Below are 18,329 nucleotides of genomic sequence, written 5' to 3'. Positions count from 1 at the left end.
AAATGAGGGATAAACCCTCGTTTAACACTAATATTTTCGATGAAAAACTAAAAACAACGACGAAAAATCGAAGAGAAAATCAAAAAAAATGAAAAACAAATAATGTCTCACTTTTGCAACGGTCTTATATTGTAATCTGAAATAAATTCTCAATGCTTTATTGCTACCTTACACACTTAACCGCATTAAAATAAATGAGTAATAACGCATCTTTTTTGTCTTCAACATATCTGCTTGATGAAAATACTGTAGCTTTTACGATGATTACTGAACTACTTTTAAGGCTTACTTTACATATTTACGAACTGCTACTTTAACAAATAGTTTTGCGCTTTATAACTTTAACCTTTTTAAAACGTTATCATTCATATTAAAATCTCTATCCCATGAAAAAGATTATTTTACTTACTTTGCTTACCGCATCATTTTTCGTGGCTAAAAGTCAAACGATGATTTTAGCTAAAGATATTGCCCAAAATGTTGGCAAAAATGTAATTATTTGCGATTCGGTATATAGTGTAAAATCTTTTGAAAAAATGAGTTTACTCAATATTGGGAATGCTTACCCCAAAGAATATTTCACCATCGTAGTTAATAAAATTGATGAAGGTAAATTCCCATCGCCACCCAGTGCAATGTTTATCGGTAACAAAATTTGCGTAACCGGAATAGTATCCGAGTATAAGGGTAAAATGCAAATTGTAGTTACAGAACCAAAACAAATTATCGTTAAATAACTTTTAGTCAATTCTTTCTATCATCTTAATTGCGATGATAATTGTATTCTTACCGGGAATATTGGTTTTGTTTGCGATTTTTTAACCAAAAGATTGAGTTTTATTTTTTAGGTTAGTTTGAGTGAATGCTCACGGAGTAATAAGTTAAAATATGAATATCATTCAATAATTTTTGCTTAAAATAAAGTTAAGTTTGTTTTTAGCTTTATTGCCTACACGTTAAATTTCTTAAAATGTTTAAAAAAATCATCCCAGTCGTTTTCCTAGCGTTTATATTTTGTAATTCAAATGCACAAAAATCGTCCTACCAACCAACAAGAGCAGAGATGGATGCTTCTGTTTTACGGGTAGAAAGACTCAATAACTTATTGAGTGAGGTAACCACCAATAACCAAATTAGACCGAATTGGCATAAGGATGGAAAATCATTTTGGTACCTAAGAAATTTGCCCAATAAAAACTGGGAATATATTTACGTTGATGCCGTTAATGGCACGCGAAAAACGGCTTTTAATGTTGATAAATTGGCCAAAGCACTCGAACAGACTACCGGCAAAAAATCAGAAATAAATACTTTAAAAAGTGCTCGGTTATATTTTGTAGATCAAAATATCTTAAAATTGAAATTCGATGAGAAATACTATCTTGTAAACTTATCAAACTATAACGTAACTAACACTTCCGATTCTACTATTTTTCGTTACAATGCCCGCAAAGGTTTACAATATAATGATTCTCGTTGGCGCAATGCTCAAAACGGAACGCAATCGCCCGATGGCAAAAGCGAAATAAAAATAACTGGTGGAAACATTTTTGTGGTTGATTTAAGCACAAAAACAGAAACCGCTTTAACCAATGATGGAACATTAGCTAAACCTTATGGTAATTTTGAATGGTCGCCCGATGGCAAAAATATAATCGCTTATAAAGTAGATCCTAAAGAAACCGCAAAAGTTTATTATGTTTTGAGTTCGGTACCTGGCACTACTAGGGGACAATTAAAATCGAGAGAATATGACCAATCTGGCGATGAGTTGACCACTTACGAGCCCTATATTCTCAACCTTGCAAATAAAACTGCTTTAAAAGTTAATAGTGAAAAAATTGATTTTTTTGAGCCTCGAGCATTGCATTGGCGAAACAACAGCAACAGGTATTTCACGTATGAAAAAGTGGATCGCGGTCATCAACGGTTTAGGGTAATTGAAGTAGATGTTGAGAACGGGAAAACACGTAACGTGATTGATGAACAAACTAAAACCTTTATTTACGAAAGCAGAATTTATACGCATTACCTACAAAAAACCAACGAAATTATTTATGCAAGCGAGCAAGATGGATGGCGTCATCTTTATTTAGTGGATGCGATTTCGGGCAAGCAGAAACTAATTACCAAAGGCAATTGGGTAGTTAGAGATATAGATAGTGTTGACGTCGTTAAACGCCAAATTTGGTTTACGGCAAGTGGTATCAACAAAGATGAAGATCCATATTTTAAACACAATTATAGAATTAATTTTGATGGGAAAAGCTTAATTAGTTTAACGCCAGAAGTTGGAAACCACGAATTGAGTTTCTCGCCAGATAGAAAATATTTTATTGATACCTACTCGCAAGTAAATGCTGCGCCAGTTATTAAACTAAAACTTACCGCTAACGGCAAAACGATACAAGAATTAGAACAAGGCGATTTGAGCGAATTTGCTAAAACGGGTGTTAAATTGCCCGAAGTATTTGTAGCAAAAGGCAGAGATGGCGTGACCGATATTTGGGGTGTAGTTTGTGTGCCTTCAAATATGGATCCTAATATCAAATATCCAATTATTGAGAATATTTATGCTGGCCCTCACGACAGTTTTGTGCCTAAAAGCTTTTTGCCAAGAAGCGAAATGCAACAGATAGCAGAGTTGGGATTTATCGTGGTGCAGATTGATGGAATGGGTACGGCAAATCGTTCAAAAGCGTTTCATGATGTGTGCTGGAAAAATATCGCCGATGCTGGTTTCCCGGATAGGATTTTGTGGATGAAAGCAATGGCATTAAAATTTCCTAATGCAGATATAAATAAAGTTGGCATTTATGGTACATCTGCCGGCGGACAAAACTCTACGGGCGCTTTACTTTTCCATCCAGAATTTTATAAAGTAGCTGTTTCTTCTTGTGGTTGCCACGACAATAGAATTGATAAAAGATGGTGGAACGAACAGTGGATGGGTTATCCCGTGGGTAAAGAATACGAACAACAATCCAACATCACAAACGCATCAAAATTACAAGGAAATTTATTTCTGATAGTAGGAGAGGCCGATGAAAACGTACCTCCAGAATCTACTTACAGATTGGCAGATGCCCTAATTAAAGCAAATAAAGATTTTGATATTTTAAGCATTCCGGGGATGGGGCACAGCGATGGCGGTGTTTATGGTTTACGGAGAAAAAGAGATTTTTTTGTTAAACATTTGCTAAACCTCGATCCTCCAAATACAAATAAGAAAGTGGCGATTGAGTAGGTTTTTGGTTGGTTTGTTTTTTGGTTGGTTTGTTTTTTTGTTGGTTGGTTTTTTTGTTGGTTGGTTGGTTGGTTAGTTTGTTAGTTTTTTGATTATTGATTGGTTGTTATTTGATTATTGCTAATTGATTATTGATGCTTGTATAATTGGTTATTGATTGGTTGTTATTTGATTATTGCTAATTGATTATTGATGCTTGTATAATTGGTTATTGATTGGTTGTTGTTTGATTATTGCTAATTGATACTTGTCTAATTGGTCATTGATCGGTTGATTATTGATATTTGTCTAATTGTTTGATTAGTGGTTCTTGTCTTTGGCACCATAATAATTTAGAACTGAATAGCCACATTATGCGTATATCAGTAGTAGATTTTTAATCGAAAACAACGTATTGGTATTTTCGCAAGCGCTGCCTAGAAATCGAACTTAATTCGATAAGTTTACAATAGTGCCCTTTTCAAATTTTACTTTTCAAATAAAACTATAAATAAATGAGCGATCACTATTACAATGCTGATGATTTGGCCAAATTTGGCAACATTGCCGAATATCAAAAGGAAATGGGCGATAAGTTTTTTTCCTACTACGGAGAAGTTTTTAAAGATGGCCACTTAACTGCCAAAGAGAAATCATTAATCGCGTTAGCGGTGGCGCATGCCGTGCAATGCCCGTATTGTATCGATGCTTACAGTAGCGATGCTTATGAAAAAGGTTACAGCGAACAGCAAATGATGGAAGCGGTGCACGTTGCTTCGGCAATTAAAGGTGGTGCCGTGTTGGTACATGGTGTGCAAATGATGAATAAGGTGAAAAAAATCAGCATGTAATGATAAAATCACTTAAGGTTTTAAATAATCCACTTTCTAATGCGGATAATCAATTAGCCATTTTAGAAGATAAAAAGTTGCATAGTCATGCATCTTTTAAGGCTAAATTGGTAGCGTCGGATTTATATCCCTTACGTGCTAATGCGGTAGAAATACTCCAAATTAATGTTGGCAAAATGTGCAACCAAGTTTGTAAACATTGCCATGTTGATGCTGGTCCTGATCGAAAAGAAATAATGACGATGGAAACGATGCAGTTGTGTTTAGCTGTTTTAGCACATTCTAGCATTAAAATAGTCGATTTAACTGGTGGCGCACCCGAAATGAATCCAAACTTTCGCTGGTTTGTTACCGAGATTAAAAAATTGAACAAACACATCATTGTTCGTTGCAACCTAACCATTATATTGGCAAACAAGAAATACCATGATTTGCCAACGTTTTTTAAACAACATGATATTGAAGTGGTATCTTCATTGCCAAGTTTTACTAAAGATCGTACCGATAGGCAACGTGGAGACGGTGTTTTTGAAGATTCGATAAAAGCCTTGCAAATGCTAAATGCAGTAGGTTATGGTGTATCTGAAGATAATTTACAGCTTAATCTAGTTTACAATCCAGCAGGTGCATTTTTGCCTCCTTCGCAACAAGCACTCGAAATTGAATTTAAAGATGAGTTGTTTAAAAATTATGGCATAAGCTTTAATAATTTGTTTGCGATAACAAATATGCCAATTAGTAGATACCTAGATTATTTACTATCTACTGGTAATTACGATAGTTACATGGAAAAATTGGTGAATGCTTTTAATCCCGCTGCGATAAAAAATTTAATGTGTCGCAATACCATTTCGGTAAGTTGGGATGGTTTTTTATATGATTGCGATTTTAACCAAATGCTAGAACTTCCTGTAAGTCCGTCTAATTCTAGGCATCTTAGCGATTTTAATTTAAACGATTTGACTAATCGAGAAATTGTAATTAAACAACATTGTTATGGCTGTACCGCGGGGGCGGGATCAAGTTGTGGCGGCGAAGTAGCTAATTAACCTTTAATGAAACAGGTAGTCTTAATTTTTGTAAAAAATGCAGTTAAAGGCAAGGTAAAAACAAGGTTGGCTGCAACATTAGGCAATAATGTTGCATTTAACGTTTATTTAGATTTACTTAAACATACCGAAAAGTGTACCCATTTATTGAATGTGAAAAAAATTGTATATTATTCTGATTTTATTGAAAGTGAAGATATATGGACCGAAGATGTTTACGAAAAACAATTGCAAAATGGAGCTGATTTAGGCGAAAGAATGCAAAATGCTTTTGAATATGCTTTTGCCAACGAACATGAGCATGTGGCTATAATCGGGTCAGATTGTTTTGAAATTACGCCAGAAATTATTGAAGACGCTTTTAAGCAACTCGCTTATTGCGACGTGGTTGTTGGCCCAGCTTTGGATGGTGGTTATTACCTGTTGGCTCTAAAAACTGCTCATAAAGCACTTTTTCAGAACATTAAATGGAGTACAGACCAAGTTTTAAATCAAACGTTGCACTTATGCCACAAAATGGGGTTAAAAACTATTGAACTCCAAACGCTATCCGATATTGATAACGAACACGACTTAAAAAGAATAGGTTACAGGTATTAATTTAAAATGATAACGATTAGCATAATAATTCCAGTTTATAACGAAGCAGATGTAATTGCAGAAAATATCCTCCGCATAAAGAAAGCATTCACAACTGAACAGATAGAAATCATTATGGTTGATGGAGGAAGTAGCGATGAAACTTTTGTTATTGCTCAGAAATTAGGGGTAACAGTTGTAAAAAGCGGTAAAGGTAGGGCAATACAAATGAATTTTGGTGCTTCTGTTGCGAGGGGAGAAATGCTTTACTTTTTGCATGCAGATAGTATTCCGCCATTAAATTTTGATCAATCTATTTTAAAAGTTTATAAAAATGGCACACAAAGTGGATGTTTTAGATTGGCATTTGATTATGACCATTGGTTTCTGAAAGCAAACGCTTGGACTACGCGATTTGATGTAAACGCAGTTCGTTTTGGCGATCAAAGTCTTTACGTATCAAAAGATGTGTTTCAAAAATGTGGTGGTTTTAGGGAAGATTTAGTGGTTATGGAAGACCAAGAAGTCATCCATCGGATAAAAAAATATGCAAGTTTTACAATTTTAAATGCCAGCGTAACAACCTCCGCCAGGAAATATTTAGACAATGGAATATATAGAATGCAAGGGATCTTTTTCATCATCTGGGCACTTTATTATCTCGGTTATACACAAGAAAAAATAATAAAAATCTATAAAAGACTTATTCAAAAGCATAAACTTTAACCCACGTATAAAATGGAAAAACATGAATTTGATATTATCGTAATTGGTGCGGGTTCTGGTGGATTAAGTGTTGGCTTGTTTATGAACCAAGCTGGTTTTAAAGTGCTAATGGTTTCTAAATCGGATTTAAGTATCGGTGGAGATTGTTTAAACGATGGTTGTGTGCCCAGCAAAGCATTAATTCATGTGGCAAAAATTGTTAAACAAGCCCGAGATGCAGAACAATTTGGTTTAACGCTAACAGGTAAGGTTGCCATACATAAAGTAATTGGCTATATCCATTCTAAACAGGCTTTTATCAGAACGCATGAAGATGCTAAATGGTTGCGTGATCAAGGTATTACAGTGGCTTTAGGTAATGCTTCTTTTACGGGTAAAAATGAAATTAAGGTAGATGGACAGTTATATTCGGGCAAAAAAATAGTAATTGCTACTGGCTCTAAACCTCGAAAATTTAAGGTAAAGGGAATAGAAAAGGTAAAATATTACGATAATGAAAGTATTTTTCATTTGGATAATTTGCCCGAAAAAGTCCTTTGTATTGGTGGTGGCCCAATAGGGATTGAGATTTCGCAAGCCCTTTCGCGTTTAGGTAGTCAAGTTACCATTGTAAACCACGGCGCTATAATTTTAGAACATGATGATTTGGCTGTTACTTCAATTTTATTGAACCAATTAGAAAAAGAAAATATCGAATTTTTATTAGAAGCTGATGTATCGTGTTTTACTTCTTCAACTGAAGCCGTTATAAAATTAAAATCAGGTAAAGCTATTACACATCAGTTTGATGCCATTTTTGTAGCGATCGGTCGGGAACTGTCTTTAGATACACTTGATTTAGCAAAAGCCAAGATCAAATTCGATAAAAAACAGATTGTAAAAGACAGTTATTTAAGAACAACAAATAAAAATGTTTTCGTTTGTGGCGATGTTGCTGGCGATCTACAGTTTTCGCATGCTGCCGAATTTCATGCAAGGACTATTCTTAATAATTTATTCTCACCGTTTAAAAAGAAGCTAAATAACAAAAACATGTCGTGGGTTACTTTTACCGATCCTGAACTGGCTACATTTGGATTAAGCGAAAAGCAATTGCAAAAACAACACACTAAATACCGCAGGTTGGAAAAAACTTTTGCAGAAGATGATAGGGCAGTGGTAGATCATTACACTTATGGCAAACTGGTTTTATTTGTGAGCCAAGGCAGTTTATTTAAGAAACAAAAATTATTGGGTGGCACAATGGTTGCGCCAAATGCTGGCGAACTTATTCAAGAGCTTATATTGGCAAATACCTCAAACCTGTCTGTAAAGGCAATATTCAATAAAATTTATCCCTACCCGGTTGCTTCGAGGGTTAATCAAGGTTTAATTACCGATTTGATGTCTGAAGGGTTAACGCCCACCATAAAAATATTTTTACGCAAAGCATATCAAATTTTTAGCTAATGGAATGGTGGCATGTTTTTAAAGATTGGTTTTTATCCCTAGGTGGGAAATACAATGTGAATCCATTTATTTTTGGTGCCATTTATTTGGGTGCAATCCCCTTTTTCTTTGCCTCATTATATTGGACTGTGCGAAACATCAAAAATAAAAAATCAGTTTTTATCCCAATATTGTTAACAGGTTTCTTTTTTATTTCAGCTTATTTGTATCTTATCGTTGTTGGTAAAAACATTCCAGTATGGGTTTACGTTTTTATAGGGATCATGGTTGTATATGGTGTGTATTCTGCCATTGGTAAGGTAAAATCAAAACTAAAATCTAAATAAAATGGGATTAATTGCTAAAATATTCGATAAAAGAGCGGCACCGATTCTTACCGCTTTTTTTGTGGTACTTTTTATTGTTGAGCATAAACGTAAACTTAGAAAAACTACGCAACCATTAACAAAAAGAATCGTCACCAATACCACAGTTGCGCTACCCTCATTCATGTTATTGCGGTTTCTTTTTTTGCCCGTTTTGGTGCATTTAGCTTCAAAAAATAAACCTATATCGGCAAAATTACCGCGAGTTTTTACATGGATATTTACATTTTTAGTGCTCGATTACGGCAATTATCTTTGGCATGTAACCAACCATAAATTGCCCGTACTTTGGCGTTTTCATTTGGTGCACCACACCGATTTGGATATGGATACCACCACGGCTTTCAGGTTTCATTTTATGGAAATGATTGGCTCAGTATTTTCTAGAGGATTATTTGTGCAACTATCCCGTGCAACGGCAAAACAAGTTTTATACTACGAATTCCTTTTTGAACTCGCCACACAGTTTCACCACAGCAATGTTAAAATACCTAAGGAGATAGAAAATTTATTAAACTTAGTTTTTGTAACGCCGAGGATGCATGGCATTCATCATTCTGTAAACCAGCAAGAAACCGACAGTAATTATTCGGTTATTTTCTCTTTTTGGGATAGAATTCACAGCACTTTTAAATTTAAACCCGAGCAAGATAAAGTTATTATCGGTTTGCCAGCGTATCGAGATGCAGCACAAATGACGCCTAAGTATTTATTAAGCATGCCTTTTAATCGCCAATTTCGCAATAACCATGCTCATTCCTAAATAATTAAATATGGCTTGTAGTTTTAAAATTAAACCTAAATACGACATTGAGCAAATCTATCAAATTGCACTTCGAGAAATAAAACGTTTTAAGGTGGATTATAAAGGAGATGACAAAGGCGGTAATTTTAAACTTAAGCTTTTTGAAATGGTTTTTAAAGGGAAAATCGGTATCGAAGGAAATTATATTGTTGTGCAAATTATCGAGAAACCTTTCCTTATTCCGTGCTCGCTCATAGAAACGAGCATTAAGAAATATGTCGCCGACTTGAAAGCATAGTTTATTTTCGCTTTTGTAAAACGCACATCCATTTTAGCGACTGTTTTAATGTATTGCACTAACTTTTTAAAGTTTAACCGAAGATATTTTAATAACTTTAATTATTAATTTAGTTTTTCATGCCTGATAATTTAACGCGCAAAAAATCGAAGGGAAAAATTCGGAAATGGTTCTCCATTTTAGGTCCGGGTTTAACTACGGGCGCTGCCGATGATGATCCATCGGGCATAGCAACTTATTCGCAAACCGGTGCACAATTTGGTTATGGCCAATTGTGGACAGCCCTATACATGCTCCCGTTTATGACAGCCGTGCAAGAGGCTTGTGCGCGAATTGGCATGGTAACCGGAAAAGGAATTGCTTCTGTTGTAAAAGAACATTACAGTAAAACTGTTCTGTATGGCGTAGTTGGCTTGGTTGTAGTAGCAAATACCATAAATATCGGTGCAGATATTGGTGCAATGGCAGCAGCAGCTCAATTGCTAATACCGGTGCGTTTTGTAGTACTTACCTTACTTTTTACCGCAGGAATTTTAATTTTAGAAATTTTTACCAATTACAGAACTTATTCTAAAATATTAAAATGGTTGGCGCTATCGCTTTTATCTTATCCAATTACGGTTTTTATGGTGCATCAAGATTGGGGCACTGTTTTAAAAGCAACATTTATCCCTCACATCGAACTTAATTTTGCCTTTTTATTTATTATAACAGGCGTTTTCGGTACTACCATTACACCGTATATGTTTTTTTGGGAGGCTTCGCAAGAAGTTGAGGAGGAGAAAGCCAAAGGTTTAATTAGAAATGGAATACCGAAAATTGGTTGGAAACATATTAAGGCCATGAGGCAAGATAATACAATTGGTATGATTATCTCTGAAATTACCACTTGGAGTATCTTATTGGTTGGTGCGTCGGTATTGCATCAAAGTGGTGTAAAAGATATTGGCACTGCGGCCGATGCGGCAAAAGCACTCGAGCCTTTGGTGCAATCTTTCCCTAACTCTGGCTTCTTAGCAAAACTAATTTTTTCAATTGGCATCATCGGGCTTGGCTTATTGGCTGTGCCCGTGCTATCAGGCTCGGCTGCGTATGCCGTTTCTGAGGCATTCGACTGGAAAGCAAGTTTAAACCTTAAATTAAACAGAGCGCATGGCTTTTATGGCGTAATTACAATTGCTACATTAATTGGTTTAATTATTAATTTTATTGGCATAGATCCTGTAAAAGCATTGGTTTATACAGCTGTTTTAAATGGCGTGGCTGCTATTCCACTTTTGTTTTTAATTGTTAAAATATCTACTAGCGATAAAATAATGGGTCAATTTAAAGGAGGGTGGCTGTCTAAAACGCTTTTATGGCTAACGTTTATTTTTATGAGTGGTGCGGCAATTGCGATGTTTTTTACGCTGTAATTTTTTGGTTTTTAAATGTTAAGCTTTTAGCAATTTAGTCTAATTTATAGAGCGTTGTTTCCATTATACAAAAATCTTGTTGCGTGAATTATAATATCTCTCGAGCTTTCTTGTAAGGATATAGAAACCTGAATATCCGTATCGTTTGGCATCATGCTATTCGGCATAGGATATGATGAAAGGAGAGAACGTTTAAGCTTTTGCACAAACGTTCATACCTCACTGCCAAGGCAACGCGTCCCGCCCGATTTTTCATCGGGTACTTGTGTTGCCGCTCTAAAAGCTTTGACGAATTTATCCGACATCAGATCCAAGCCTTGGTCTTTTGGTATCTTTTGGGCCAAGCCAAAAGGACTAGCCCTTGCGGCAATGAGCAATAGAGGAGTTTTTTAATTCAAAAATAAAATTTAGATGATCTCCTGCGGAGGGCTTTGTAACTTTTGGCATCAAAAGTCACCAAAACTGCTGGCTTTTCCACCATGCAGCATTGCCCACATATCCACTACACAAAAATCTGGCAAACACTCCGGCTTGTCCCGATTGAAAAAATCGGGATAAATAGAACTATGCCATTCCCACCCACATAGCCCTTTTGCCAGCTTTTTTTTTCCGCTGCTTGGGAAAAGCAGTCGAACTATGAAAGTCATCATAAAAGAAAAATTCTGCCCGACCAAAAAAACAGTGGTTTGAACCTGGATTTGAATAGTGTGAATTTATATACGAAGTGTTCGGCATAGGATATGATGAAAGGAGAAAACGTTCAAGCTTTTGCACAAACGTTCATACCTCACTGCCAAGGCAACGCGTCCTGCCCGATTTTTCATCGGGTACTTGTGTTGCCGCTCTAAAAGCTTTAACGAGTTTATCCGACATCAGATCCAAGCCTTGGTCTTTTGGTATCTTTTGGGCCAAGCCAAAAGGACTAGCCCTTGTGGCAATGAGCAATAGAGGAGTTTTTTAATTCAAAAATAAAATTTAGATGATCTCCTGCGGAGGGCTTTGTAATTATACTCGCTAATATAATAAACTACTGTATATGTACAGATTTATAATTATCTAAATACAAGGTCCAATCATATTTTTTAAAATGGATTTTTGGGTAGCTGTTTTTCGGGATAATTTCGTTCTGTTTAAGTATAGCTACCATTTGCTTTTTTCCGCCGAAATCATTCCTAAACCAACCCATAATTGCGGGAACGTGCACAACATTTTTTAGCGAGTTGAAATCACATTCGCCTTCCAAATAAACCTTCGTTGCCAAAGCCAATTGCTCATTAATGTTTTCTACATCATAAAAAGCAATTGCGGGACAACTCTTAGCACCACAATTTAACGCAAAATGGATTCGATAGTCTAGTTTTTGTATTCGGAATGTTTTTTCAAAACTTGAGGGAAATAATTTGTTAAGATAACCTTCGCTCCATTTAATTTTTGAATGGCGAAGAATGCCATGTTCAATATCATCCAAACTTAAATGTTGCCCAGCAATTGGAATTTGCCTATTTGAAAAAAACGAATTTCTTGTTTTGTATTGGTCAGGATTGTTTTTGAGCAACACTTGGGTATAGCCATTGTAAATATTTAACCAAAAAACGAGTCGTTTTGGGTCAGTATTTAGTTGTGAGGCAAGTATTTCGGGATTTGCTTGCTTCAGCGTATCTATGTAGGTTGTTGTTGCATCGCCAACTTTAACAGCATAAAGAAAATTTTGTGAAACTTTAATATAATCGATAGCATTTATCATTTTTTTTGAAGTAATTGAAGCGGATAAATTGATGCTGGTAGTAACAAAACATAAAATTATTAAGGCGGATTTAAGCATGTTGTAATATACGCAACATACTTTGTAAAAGTTTGAAATGCTTAAAGTTTAGGCTTTGTTACTACTACTTAACGAAATGATGGGTTATACAAGTCGTACTCCCCGCCTTATTTTTCAAGGAGGGGGTGAGTTAACAAATGATACGGTATTATTTCCCCCGCACGGTCTTGCCTCACTTGCCTGCCTTTCGCAGAGCTCATTGGTGGCGAAAAGCCTAGGTCTTTTTTTCCTCGTCATTTCGAACGAGTTTTTCACGAGGAGAAATCTGTTCATTTTTTTGCAGTAACTAATGATACAGTATTTTTTCCTCCACACGGTCTTGCCTCACTTGCCTGCCTTTCGCAGAGCTCATTGGCGGCGAAAAGCCTAGTCCTTTTTCCTTGATGAAAAAGTACCAAAAAATCAAGGCTGCGCATCCTCTCTTCGGAATAATACGTCATTTTTTTAAACCGTAGGACGAGCCGTTCGGCTGAAAAAGCCTTCACTTCTGCGCTCTACTTATTTATCTCGAGAGCGAGTTGTTTTTATGAAAAAATAACTATTCTTCCTCGATAGGCTACGAGGCCGGTAGCATGGTGTAGAGGGATATAGCTTTGGTTTGAGTGTTGGCGGGGGTGGTTTTAACGATGAATAATCAACTATCCTTCGCCTATATTATGCAACTCCCTTACCAGCATTTAGCGAAATGGTGGGTTATGCAAACTCGTACTCCCCGCCTTATTTTCAAGGAGGGGGTGTGATGGGCTTGAGTGTTGGCGGGGGTGGTTGTAATGTTTAAATATGGTATATTGAAACCTCCTATTTCATGCCTGAAGCATGCAGGAGAACGAGTTTTTCACGAGGAGAAAGCTGTTCATTTTTTGCAGTAACTAATGTTACGGTTTTATTTCCCCGCACGGTCTTGCCTCACTTGCCTGCCTTTGGCAGGGCTCATTGGCGGCAAAAGCCTAGTCCTTTTTCCTTGATGAAAAAGTACCAAAACCAAAACCCGATTTTTCATCGGGTGAGCTCATGAACGCAATGAAAATGACATACACTCGTGAATAAAATCAAGGCTGCGCATCCTCTCTTCGGAAGAATACGTCATTTTTTTAAACTGTAGGAGGAGCCGTTCGGCTGAAAAAGCCTTCACTTCTGCGCCCTACTTATTTATCTCGAGAGCGAGTTGTTTTTATGAAAAAATAACTATTCTTCCTCGATAGGCTACGAGGCCGGTAGCAGAGAGCAGCGAAATGGTGGGTTATGCAACTCGTACTCCCCGCCTTATTTTCAAGGAGGGGGTGTGATGGCTTTGAGTGTTGGCGGGGGTGGTTTTAAAGATTAATAATCAACTATCCTTCGCCTATATTAAACAACTCCCTTACCAGCACTTAACGAAATGGTGGGTTATGCAACTCGTGCTCCCCGCCTTATTTTCAAGGAGGGGGTGTGATGGGTTTGAGTGTTGGCGGGGGTGGTTTTAACGATGAATAATCAACTATCCTTCGCCTATATTAAACAACTCCCTTACCAGTACTTAACGAAATGGTGGGTTATTACTAAAAAGTGATAAATTTGCATCCTACATCAATAAATGGCAAAAAACAGAAACACAATTCCAATTGAAAATATTTCCTTTAAAGAACGTTTATCGGCACTAAAAAATTTGCCCAACTTCTTTAAGTTGGTTTGGAAAAGCAGTCCGAGCAAAACAATTATCAGTTTTGCGCTAAGAATTTTTCGTTCGGCAATGCCTGTTGCTTTGCTTTATGTGGGTAAATTAATTATCGATCAGGTGGTGGCTCTAAATACAAATGATCCATCTGGCAATTTGCATCTGTTATGGAAATTGGTGGCTTTAGAATTTGGTTTAGCCATTCTCAGTGGTGCATTGAGCCGAATGATCAATTTGGCAGACAGCTTATTGGGCGATTTATTTTCCAATTATACCTCCATACAAATTATGAAACATGCGGCAACGCTTGATTTAGACCAATTTGAAGATTCAGTTTTTTACGATAAATTAGAAAGAGCCAGACAGCAAACCGTTGGCAGAACTGTTTTGCTCTCGCAGGTGATGAGTCAGGTGCAAGATTTTATTTCTATGGCTTTCCTACTTACGGCTTTGATTGCTTTTAATCCATGGTTAATTTTGCTTTTGTTGCTTGCTATCATACCATCCTTCTTGGGCGAATCGTATTTTACCAGTAAAAATTACGCACTTTCTCGTAGTCAGACGCCAGAACGCAGGGAACTCGATTACTTACGTTATTTAGGCGCCAGTGATGAAACCGCAAAGGAAGTGAAGATATTTGGACTGGCTGATTTTATCATCGCCCGCTTTAGAACACTTTCTGATAAATTTTACGGCGACAACAGTAAACTCGCCATTAAACGCTCCATTTGGGGCACTTTCTTTTCTATTCTGGGAACGATGGGGTATTACGCCGCGTATGGATTCATCATTTACGACACCGTAACCGGTAAAACCTCAGTCGGTAGCCTTACTTTCTTAGCGGGTTCATTCCGGCAGTTAAGTGCCTTGATGGAAACCATGCTTTCTCGCTTTACGATTGTTTCTCAAGGTGCAATTTACTTGAACGATTTTATTGATTTTTTTGAGATAAAACCGAAAATCACCAGACCAGAAAAGGCTTTAGCATTTCCAAATCCCATTAAAACAGGCTTCGTATTCGAGAATGTAAGTTTCCAATACCGTAATACGGATAAATGGGCAACCAGGCATTTAAGCTTTCAATTAAATCCAGGAGAAAAACTGGCTTTGGTTGGTGAAAATGGTGCAGGAAAAACAACTTTGGTTAAACTTTTATCGAGGTTGTACGACCCAACCGAAGGACAAATTTTGCTAGACGGAATCGATTTGAAGCGTTATGACCTTGACGACTTACGACATAATATGGGGGTGATTTTTCAAGATTATATCCGCTATCAAATGACTTTTTACCAAAATATCGCCGTTGGTAACATCAAAGAAATCGAAAATGAAGCCCTTGTAAAAAGAGCTGCGGAAGAGAGTCTGGCCGATCAGCTAGCCTTAAAATATCCCGACAATTACCAACAATGGCTCGGGAGGAAATTTAACGATGGCGTAGAACTTTCTGGCGGAGAATGGCAAAAGGTTGCCTTGGCGAGAGCGTACATGAAAGATGCACAAGTTTTAATTCTCGATGAGCCAACAGCCGCATTAGATGCTAGAGCAGAATATGAAGTTTTTCAACGCTTTGCACAACTCACCAAAGGAAAATCTGCCGTGTTGATTTCACACCGTTTTTCTACCGCCCGCCTTGCCGACAGGATCTTGGTATTGGATAATGGAACTTTGCTAGAATCTGGTACGCATGAAGAATTAATCAAAGCGGGTGGGAGATATGCAGAACTTTTCAATTTGCAGGCAATGGGGTATCAGTAGGATGGTGGAGGCTTTTTGTTTGTAACACAATTATCGTTTCTTCGGAGAAACAAACTTACTTCAATATTAAAGGTAATTTAGACCGGCAATTATTTTACAGTAAAATAATTAGCAAGGCACTTTAAAAAAAAAAATGGCCATTTTCGGAATAACAGCAAAAATCGGTTATCTTTGAAGTACATCAACACTCTATGCCAACTACTCTCAACTCAGTTTCAATCTCATCTTTAAAGCAATTCTCAAATTTTTTGGAGAAGCAATTGCCCGCTTCCAAAGACTCTATTTTATGGTTTAGGGGCTCTGGTCGAGCTTCCTACCCGCTTTCTCCGTCTCTTCACCGGCATGCAACTATCGATAAAGGAGAAGAAATTATCGAACTAGAGATAGCACTTGTGGATAGATTTAAACAAAGATCAGTCCCATTTCTAAAGAATTCACTCGATAAAAAAAATGATTGGGAGGTGTTGTTTTTTATGCAACACTACGGTATTCCCACAAGACTTCTGGATTGGACAGAAAACCCATTTGTCTCAATGTATTTTGCACTGACCAGTGCTCCATATCAGATAATATCCAAGAAGCGAGTTTATAGTGACGATTGTTGTATTTGGGTTTTAGATCCGGTAATGTGGAATCAAGAGTCTCTCAAAGATTTTTCGTATAATCAGGGAATCCTTTCAGTAGAAAATCATTTGGTTGACAGCTATCGGCCCAGAACCCCGTTCGCTAATATCAGGGAAAAACCAATTGCAATATTCGGCACACATAATAGCCCTCGAATAGTTGCTCAGAGAGGTGTTTTTGTAGTTTTTGGAAAAAACTTATCAGCTCTAGACGAGACTTACCGAAATGATTCTTTTCCTCAAGAGTGTTTAACAAAAATTATCTTTCCAAAAAAGAAAATAGAAAGCTTACTTCATTCCCTGACATCGATAGGAATCACTGATTCAGTTATCTATCCAGATTTAGAAGGGTTTTCTAAAGAATTGAAGAGATTTTATAAATTCGACCTATAATTATGTTTACAATAAGGAGCTTCGAGTCAAGAACCATCAGTTGGTGGTACGATCAGAAAGATGAAATAGATTTTAGTCCATCATATCAGAGAAAGGGACGTTTGTGGTCAAAAGAGGACAAATCGTATTTGATAGATTCAATTCTGAATGGTTTTGATATGCCAAAAATTTATTTAGCCGACTTTACCTTCTTCAATTCCGAATTAAACGAAAACCGAAGGCCTTTTGCGGTGGTTGATGGGAAACAGAGGTTTGAGGCCATGTTTGACTTTTTTGATGGTAATCTAACTCTCGACAAAGATTTTCTCTATCTTGATGATCCGACCTTAATCTTATCTAATCTAAGTTTTAAGGATTTAAAAACGACTCATCCCAAGATAGCGAGTAAATTTGAAAATTTTAATTTGTCCATTATTAGTATTATTACTGATAGCGATTCGCTGATAAATGAAATGTTCATTCGGCTCAACAAGAGTAAGCCATTAACTGGAGCAGAATTACGAAATGCTATGAAAGGCGAAGTTCCCGAAAAAACTAGGGAAATAATTAAGCACAATTTCTTCAAAGACAGAGTTAAATTTAATACTCAAAGAGGTCAAGATTCAAATGTTGCCACCAAGTTATTACTTATAGAATTCAGAGGTAAATTTGTGGACACAGGAAAAGGCCAACTCGATAAACTAGTGGATGATGTGATTGCATCGGAGTCTAATAATTTAAATAGTTCTTACTTATCTATAGTCCATGTATTGAATAATATGAATGATTCATTTATAAACAACGATCCACTTTTGTCATCATCTGGATTAATTCCTGTTTATTATTGGTTCTATCGGACATATGGAGATCTATACAAAGATATAAGAAACTTTTTAGTTCAATTTGAGCAGAAAAGAAAAGCTAATAGAACTGGGATTTTGAAAGATGAAGAATATACCAGTTATGACACTCTTACAAGGAGCGTGAACAATCAAACCAATCTACAAGGACTTTTCAATGTGCTTACAAGTAAATGGAAAGTATGGTTAGAAAACGGTAATTTATAGTCTCTACTAATCGAGATTGCCGAAGTAACAGTTGTGGCGCCTTTCGTAATGAAGTTCAAAAGAATTTATATTCATTTCTTAAATGAACGGCAAGCGCATCACCATTAAAATCCGAAGAATTGAATTGGTCAATGTCTATAGATTCTCTATGACCGATCCTAAGTGATAATGCTGTACCATCTATAAGATAAAAGGAATTAAATTGCGACACTATCCCTTTAAGTGTGTAAGTTGAAAAGTCACGTTAGGTTTTATATTTTAAGTCTTTGGTCAAATATAATCATAAATTGGTTTAGGACGATTCCCCAGTTTCTGATCGGCATTGTCCATTTT

The 18,329-nt window shown here is 36.5% G+C and carries 17 protein-coding genes; 15 read left to right on the top strand and 2 right to left on the bottom strand.

The annotated features are described in order from the left end of the window. The first annotated feature begins 194 nt into the window (after positions 1-194). The 12 genes from EZJ43_RS17565 (at position 195) to EZJ43_RS16600 (ending at position 10,703) form a co-directional block, all read left to right on the top strand. Positions 195-317: a hypothetical protein gene (locus tag EZJ43_RS17565; RefSeq protein ID WP_262708871.1), complete on the top strand. Its 123-nt coding sequence runs from the start codon at positions 195-197 to the stop codon at positions 315-317. A 69-nt stretch (positions 318-386) separates the two neighbouring features. Continuing rightward, the gene (locus tag EZJ43_RS16650; RefSeq protein WP_133263855.1) at positions 387-737 is read left to right on the top strand and encodes a single stranded DNA-binding domain-containing protein; all 351 of its coding nucleotides are present in this window, start codon (positions 387-389) and stop codon (positions 735-737) included. A 233-nt stretch (positions 738-970) separates the two neighbouring features. Then, complete coding sequence (locus EZJ43_RS16645; RefSeq protein WP_133263854.1) at positions 971-3,247, top strand: S9 family peptidase; 2,277 nt, start codon at positions 971-973, stop codon at positions 3,245-3,247. Between the two features lie 494 nt (positions 3,248-3,741). Further along, positions 3,742-4,077 (top strand): arsenosugar biosynthesis-associated peroxidase-like protein, encoded by a 336-nt coding sequence (locus tag EZJ43_RS16640; RefSeq protein WP_133263853.1) that lies wholly within the window; start codon positions 3,742-3,744, stop codon positions 4,075-4,077. Beyond that, positions 4,077-5,126: an arsenosugar biosynthesis radical SAM (seleno)protein ArsS gene (gene arsS, locus EZJ43_RS16635; protein WP_243718124.1), complete on the top strand. Its 1,050-nt coding sequence runs from the start codon at positions 4,077-4,079 to the stop codon at positions 5,124-5,126. Before EZJ43_RS16640 ends, arsS begins: the two co-directional genes overlap by 1 nt. A 6-nt stretch (positions 5,127-5,132) precedes the next feature. Next, a complete protein-coding gene (locus EZJ43_RS16630; protein WP_133263852.1) occupies positions 5,133-5,726 on the top strand; it encodes a TIGR04282 family arsenosugar biosynthesis glycosyltransferase in 594 nt (197 codons plus the stop codon). Positions 5,727-5,732: 6 nt separating this feature from the next. Continuing rightward, positions 5,733-6,431, top strand: coding sequence for a TIGR04283 family arsenosugar biosynthesis glycosyltransferase (locus EZJ43_RS16625; RefSeq protein WP_133263851.1), 699 nt, complete (start codon positions 5,733-5,735; stop codon positions 6,429-6,431). 12 nt (positions 6,432-6,443) lie between these two features. Next, a complete protein-coding gene (locus EZJ43_RS16620) occupies positions 6,444-7,880 on the top strand; it encodes a dihydrolipoyl dehydrogenase family protein (protein WP_133263850.1) in 1,437 nt (478 codons plus the stop codon). Continuing rightward, positions 7,880-8,206, top strand: a complete 327-nt coding sequence (locus tag EZJ43_RS16615) for a hypothetical protein (RefSeq protein ID WP_133263849.1) — start codon at positions 7,880-7,882, stop codon at positions 8,204-8,206. Before EZJ43_RS16620 ends, EZJ43_RS16615 begins: the two co-directional genes overlap by 1 nt. A gap of 1 nt (position 8,207) precedes the next feature. Continuing rightward, a complete protein-coding gene (locus EZJ43_RS16610) occupies positions 8,208-9,008 on the top strand; it encodes a sterol desaturase family protein (RefSeq protein ID WP_133263848.1) in 801 nt (266 codons plus the stop codon). Positions 9,009-9,018: 10 nt separating this feature from the next. Continuing rightward, on the top strand, positions 9,019-9,288 hold the full coding sequence (locus EZJ43_RS16605; RefSeq protein WP_133263847.1) for a hypothetical protein: 270 nt from the start codon (positions 9,019-9,021) through the stop codon (positions 9,286-9,288). Positions 9,289-9,407: 119 nt separating this feature from the next. After that, positions 9,408-10,703, top strand: a complete 1,296-nt coding sequence (locus EZJ43_RS16600; protein ID WP_133263846.1) for an NRAMP family divalent metal transporter — start codon at positions 9,408-9,410, stop codon at positions 10,701-10,703. A 780-nt stretch (positions 10,704-11,483) separates the two neighbouring features. Here EZJ43_RS16600 and EZJ43_RS17275 read toward each other — a convergent pair. After that, a complete protein-coding gene (locus EZJ43_RS17275; RefSeq protein WP_165953203.1) occupies positions 11,484-11,648 on the bottom strand; it encodes a hypothetical protein in 165 nt (54 codons plus the stop codon). Between the two features lie 82 nt (positions 11,649-11,730). Then, complete coding sequence (locus EZJ43_RS16595) at positions 11,731-12,447, bottom strand: DUF547 domain-containing protein (RefSeq protein WP_165953202.1); 717 nt, start codon at positions 12,445-12,447, stop codon at positions 11,731-11,733. A gap of 1,651 nt (positions 12,448-14,098) precedes the next feature. Here EZJ43_RS16595 and EZJ43_RS16590 point away from each other — a divergent pair. The 3 genes from EZJ43_RS16590 to EZJ43_RS16580 all read left to right on the top strand — a co-directional run bounded on the left by EZJ43_RS16590 (position 14,099) and on the right by EZJ43_RS16580 (position 17,996). Next, entirely contained in the window at positions 14,099-15,934 is a 1,836-nt protein-coding gene (locus EZJ43_RS16590; RefSeq protein ID WP_133263844.1) for an ABC transporter ATP-binding protein, read from the top strand. A gap of 191 nt (positions 15,935-16,125) precedes the next feature. Continuing rightward, positions 16,126-16,950 carry an FRG domain-containing protein gene (locus EZJ43_RS16585; RefSeq protein ID WP_133263843.1) on the top strand — a complete coding sequence of 275 codons (825 nt, stop codon included), beginning with the start codon at positions 16,126-16,128 and terminating at the stop codon, positions 16,948-16,950. Positions 16,951-16,952: 2 nt separating this feature from the next. Beyond that, positions 16,953-17,996: a DUF262 domain-containing protein gene (locus EZJ43_RS16580; protein ID WP_133263842.1), complete on the top strand. Its 1,044-nt coding sequence runs from the start codon at positions 16,953-16,955 to the stop codon at positions 17,994-17,996. Positions 17,997-18,329 lie beyond the last annotated feature (333 nt).

It is taken from the genome of Pedobacter changchengzhani (assembly GCF_004354365.1).
GTDB classification, from domain to species: Bacteria; Bacteroidota; Bacteroidia; order Sphingobacteriales; family Sphingobacteriaceae; genus Pedobacter; species Pedobacter changchengzhani.
Note: the sequence above shows the minus strand (reverse complement) of the source record. Positions and strands in the feature narration are given on the sequence as shown.

Excerpts from the sequence above, each read along its gene's own strand:
- EZJ43_RS17565 (WP_262708871.1), top strand. The coding sequence starts at position 195 with ATGAGTAATAACGCATCTTTTTTGTCTTCAACATATCTGCTTGATGAA.
- EZJ43_RS16650 (WP_133263855.1), top strand. The coding sequence starts at position 387 with ATGAAAAAGATTATTTTACTTACTTTGCTTACCGCATCATTTTTCGTG.
- EZJ43_RS16645 (WP_133263854.1), top strand. The coding sequence starts at position 971 with ATGTTTAAAAAAATCATCCCAGTCGTTTTCCTAGCGTTTATATTTTGT.
- EZJ43_RS16640 (WP_133263853.1), top strand. The coding sequence starts at position 3,742 with ATGAGCGATCACTATTACAATGCTGATGATTTGGCCAAATTTGGCAAC.
- arsS (WP_243718124.1), top strand. The coding sequence starts at position 4,077 with ATGATAAAATCACTTAAGGTTTTAAATAATCCACTTTCTAATGCGGAT.
- EZJ43_RS16630 (WP_133263852.1), top strand. The coding sequence starts at position 5,133 with ATGAAACAGGTAGTCTTAATTTTTGTAAAAAATGCAGTTAAAGGCAAG.
- EZJ43_RS16625 (WP_133263851.1), top strand. The coding sequence starts at position 5,733 with ATGATAACGATTAGCATAATAATTCCAGTTTATAACGAAGCAGATGTA.
- EZJ43_RS16620 (WP_133263850.1), top strand. The coding sequence starts at position 6,444 with ATGGAAAAACATGAATTTGATATTATCGTAATTGGTGCGGGTTCTGGT.
- EZJ43_RS16615 (WP_133263849.1), top strand. The coding sequence starts at position 7,880 with ATGGAATGGTGGCATGTTTTTAAAGATTGGTTTTTATCCCTAGGTGGG.
- EZJ43_RS16610 (WP_133263848.1), top strand. The coding sequence starts at position 8,208 with ATGGGATTAATTGCTAAAATATTCGATAAAAGAGCGGCACCGATTCTT.
- EZJ43_RS16605 (WP_133263847.1), top strand. The coding sequence starts at position 9,019 with ATGGCTTGTAGTTTTAAAATTAAACCTAAATACGACATTGAGCAAATC.
- EZJ43_RS16600 (WP_133263846.1), top strand. The coding sequence starts at position 9,408 with ATGCCTGATAATTTAACGCGCAAAAAATCGAAGGGAAAAATTCGGAAA.
- EZJ43_RS16595 (WP_165953202.1), bottom strand. The coding sequence starts at position 12,447 with ATGATAAATGCTATCGATTATATTAAAGTTTCACAAAATTTTCTTTAT.
- EZJ43_RS16590 (WP_133263844.1), top strand. The coding sequence starts at position 14,099 with ATGGCAAAAAACAGAAACACAATTCCAATTGAAAATATTTCCTTTAAA.
- EZJ43_RS16585 (WP_133263843.1), top strand. The coding sequence starts at position 16,126 with ATGCCAACTACTCTCAACTCAGTTTCAATCTCATCTTTAAAGCAATTC.
- EZJ43_RS16580 (WP_133263842.1), top strand. The coding sequence starts at position 16,953 with ATGTTTACAATAAGGAGCTTCGAGTCAAGAACCATCAGTTGGTGGTAC.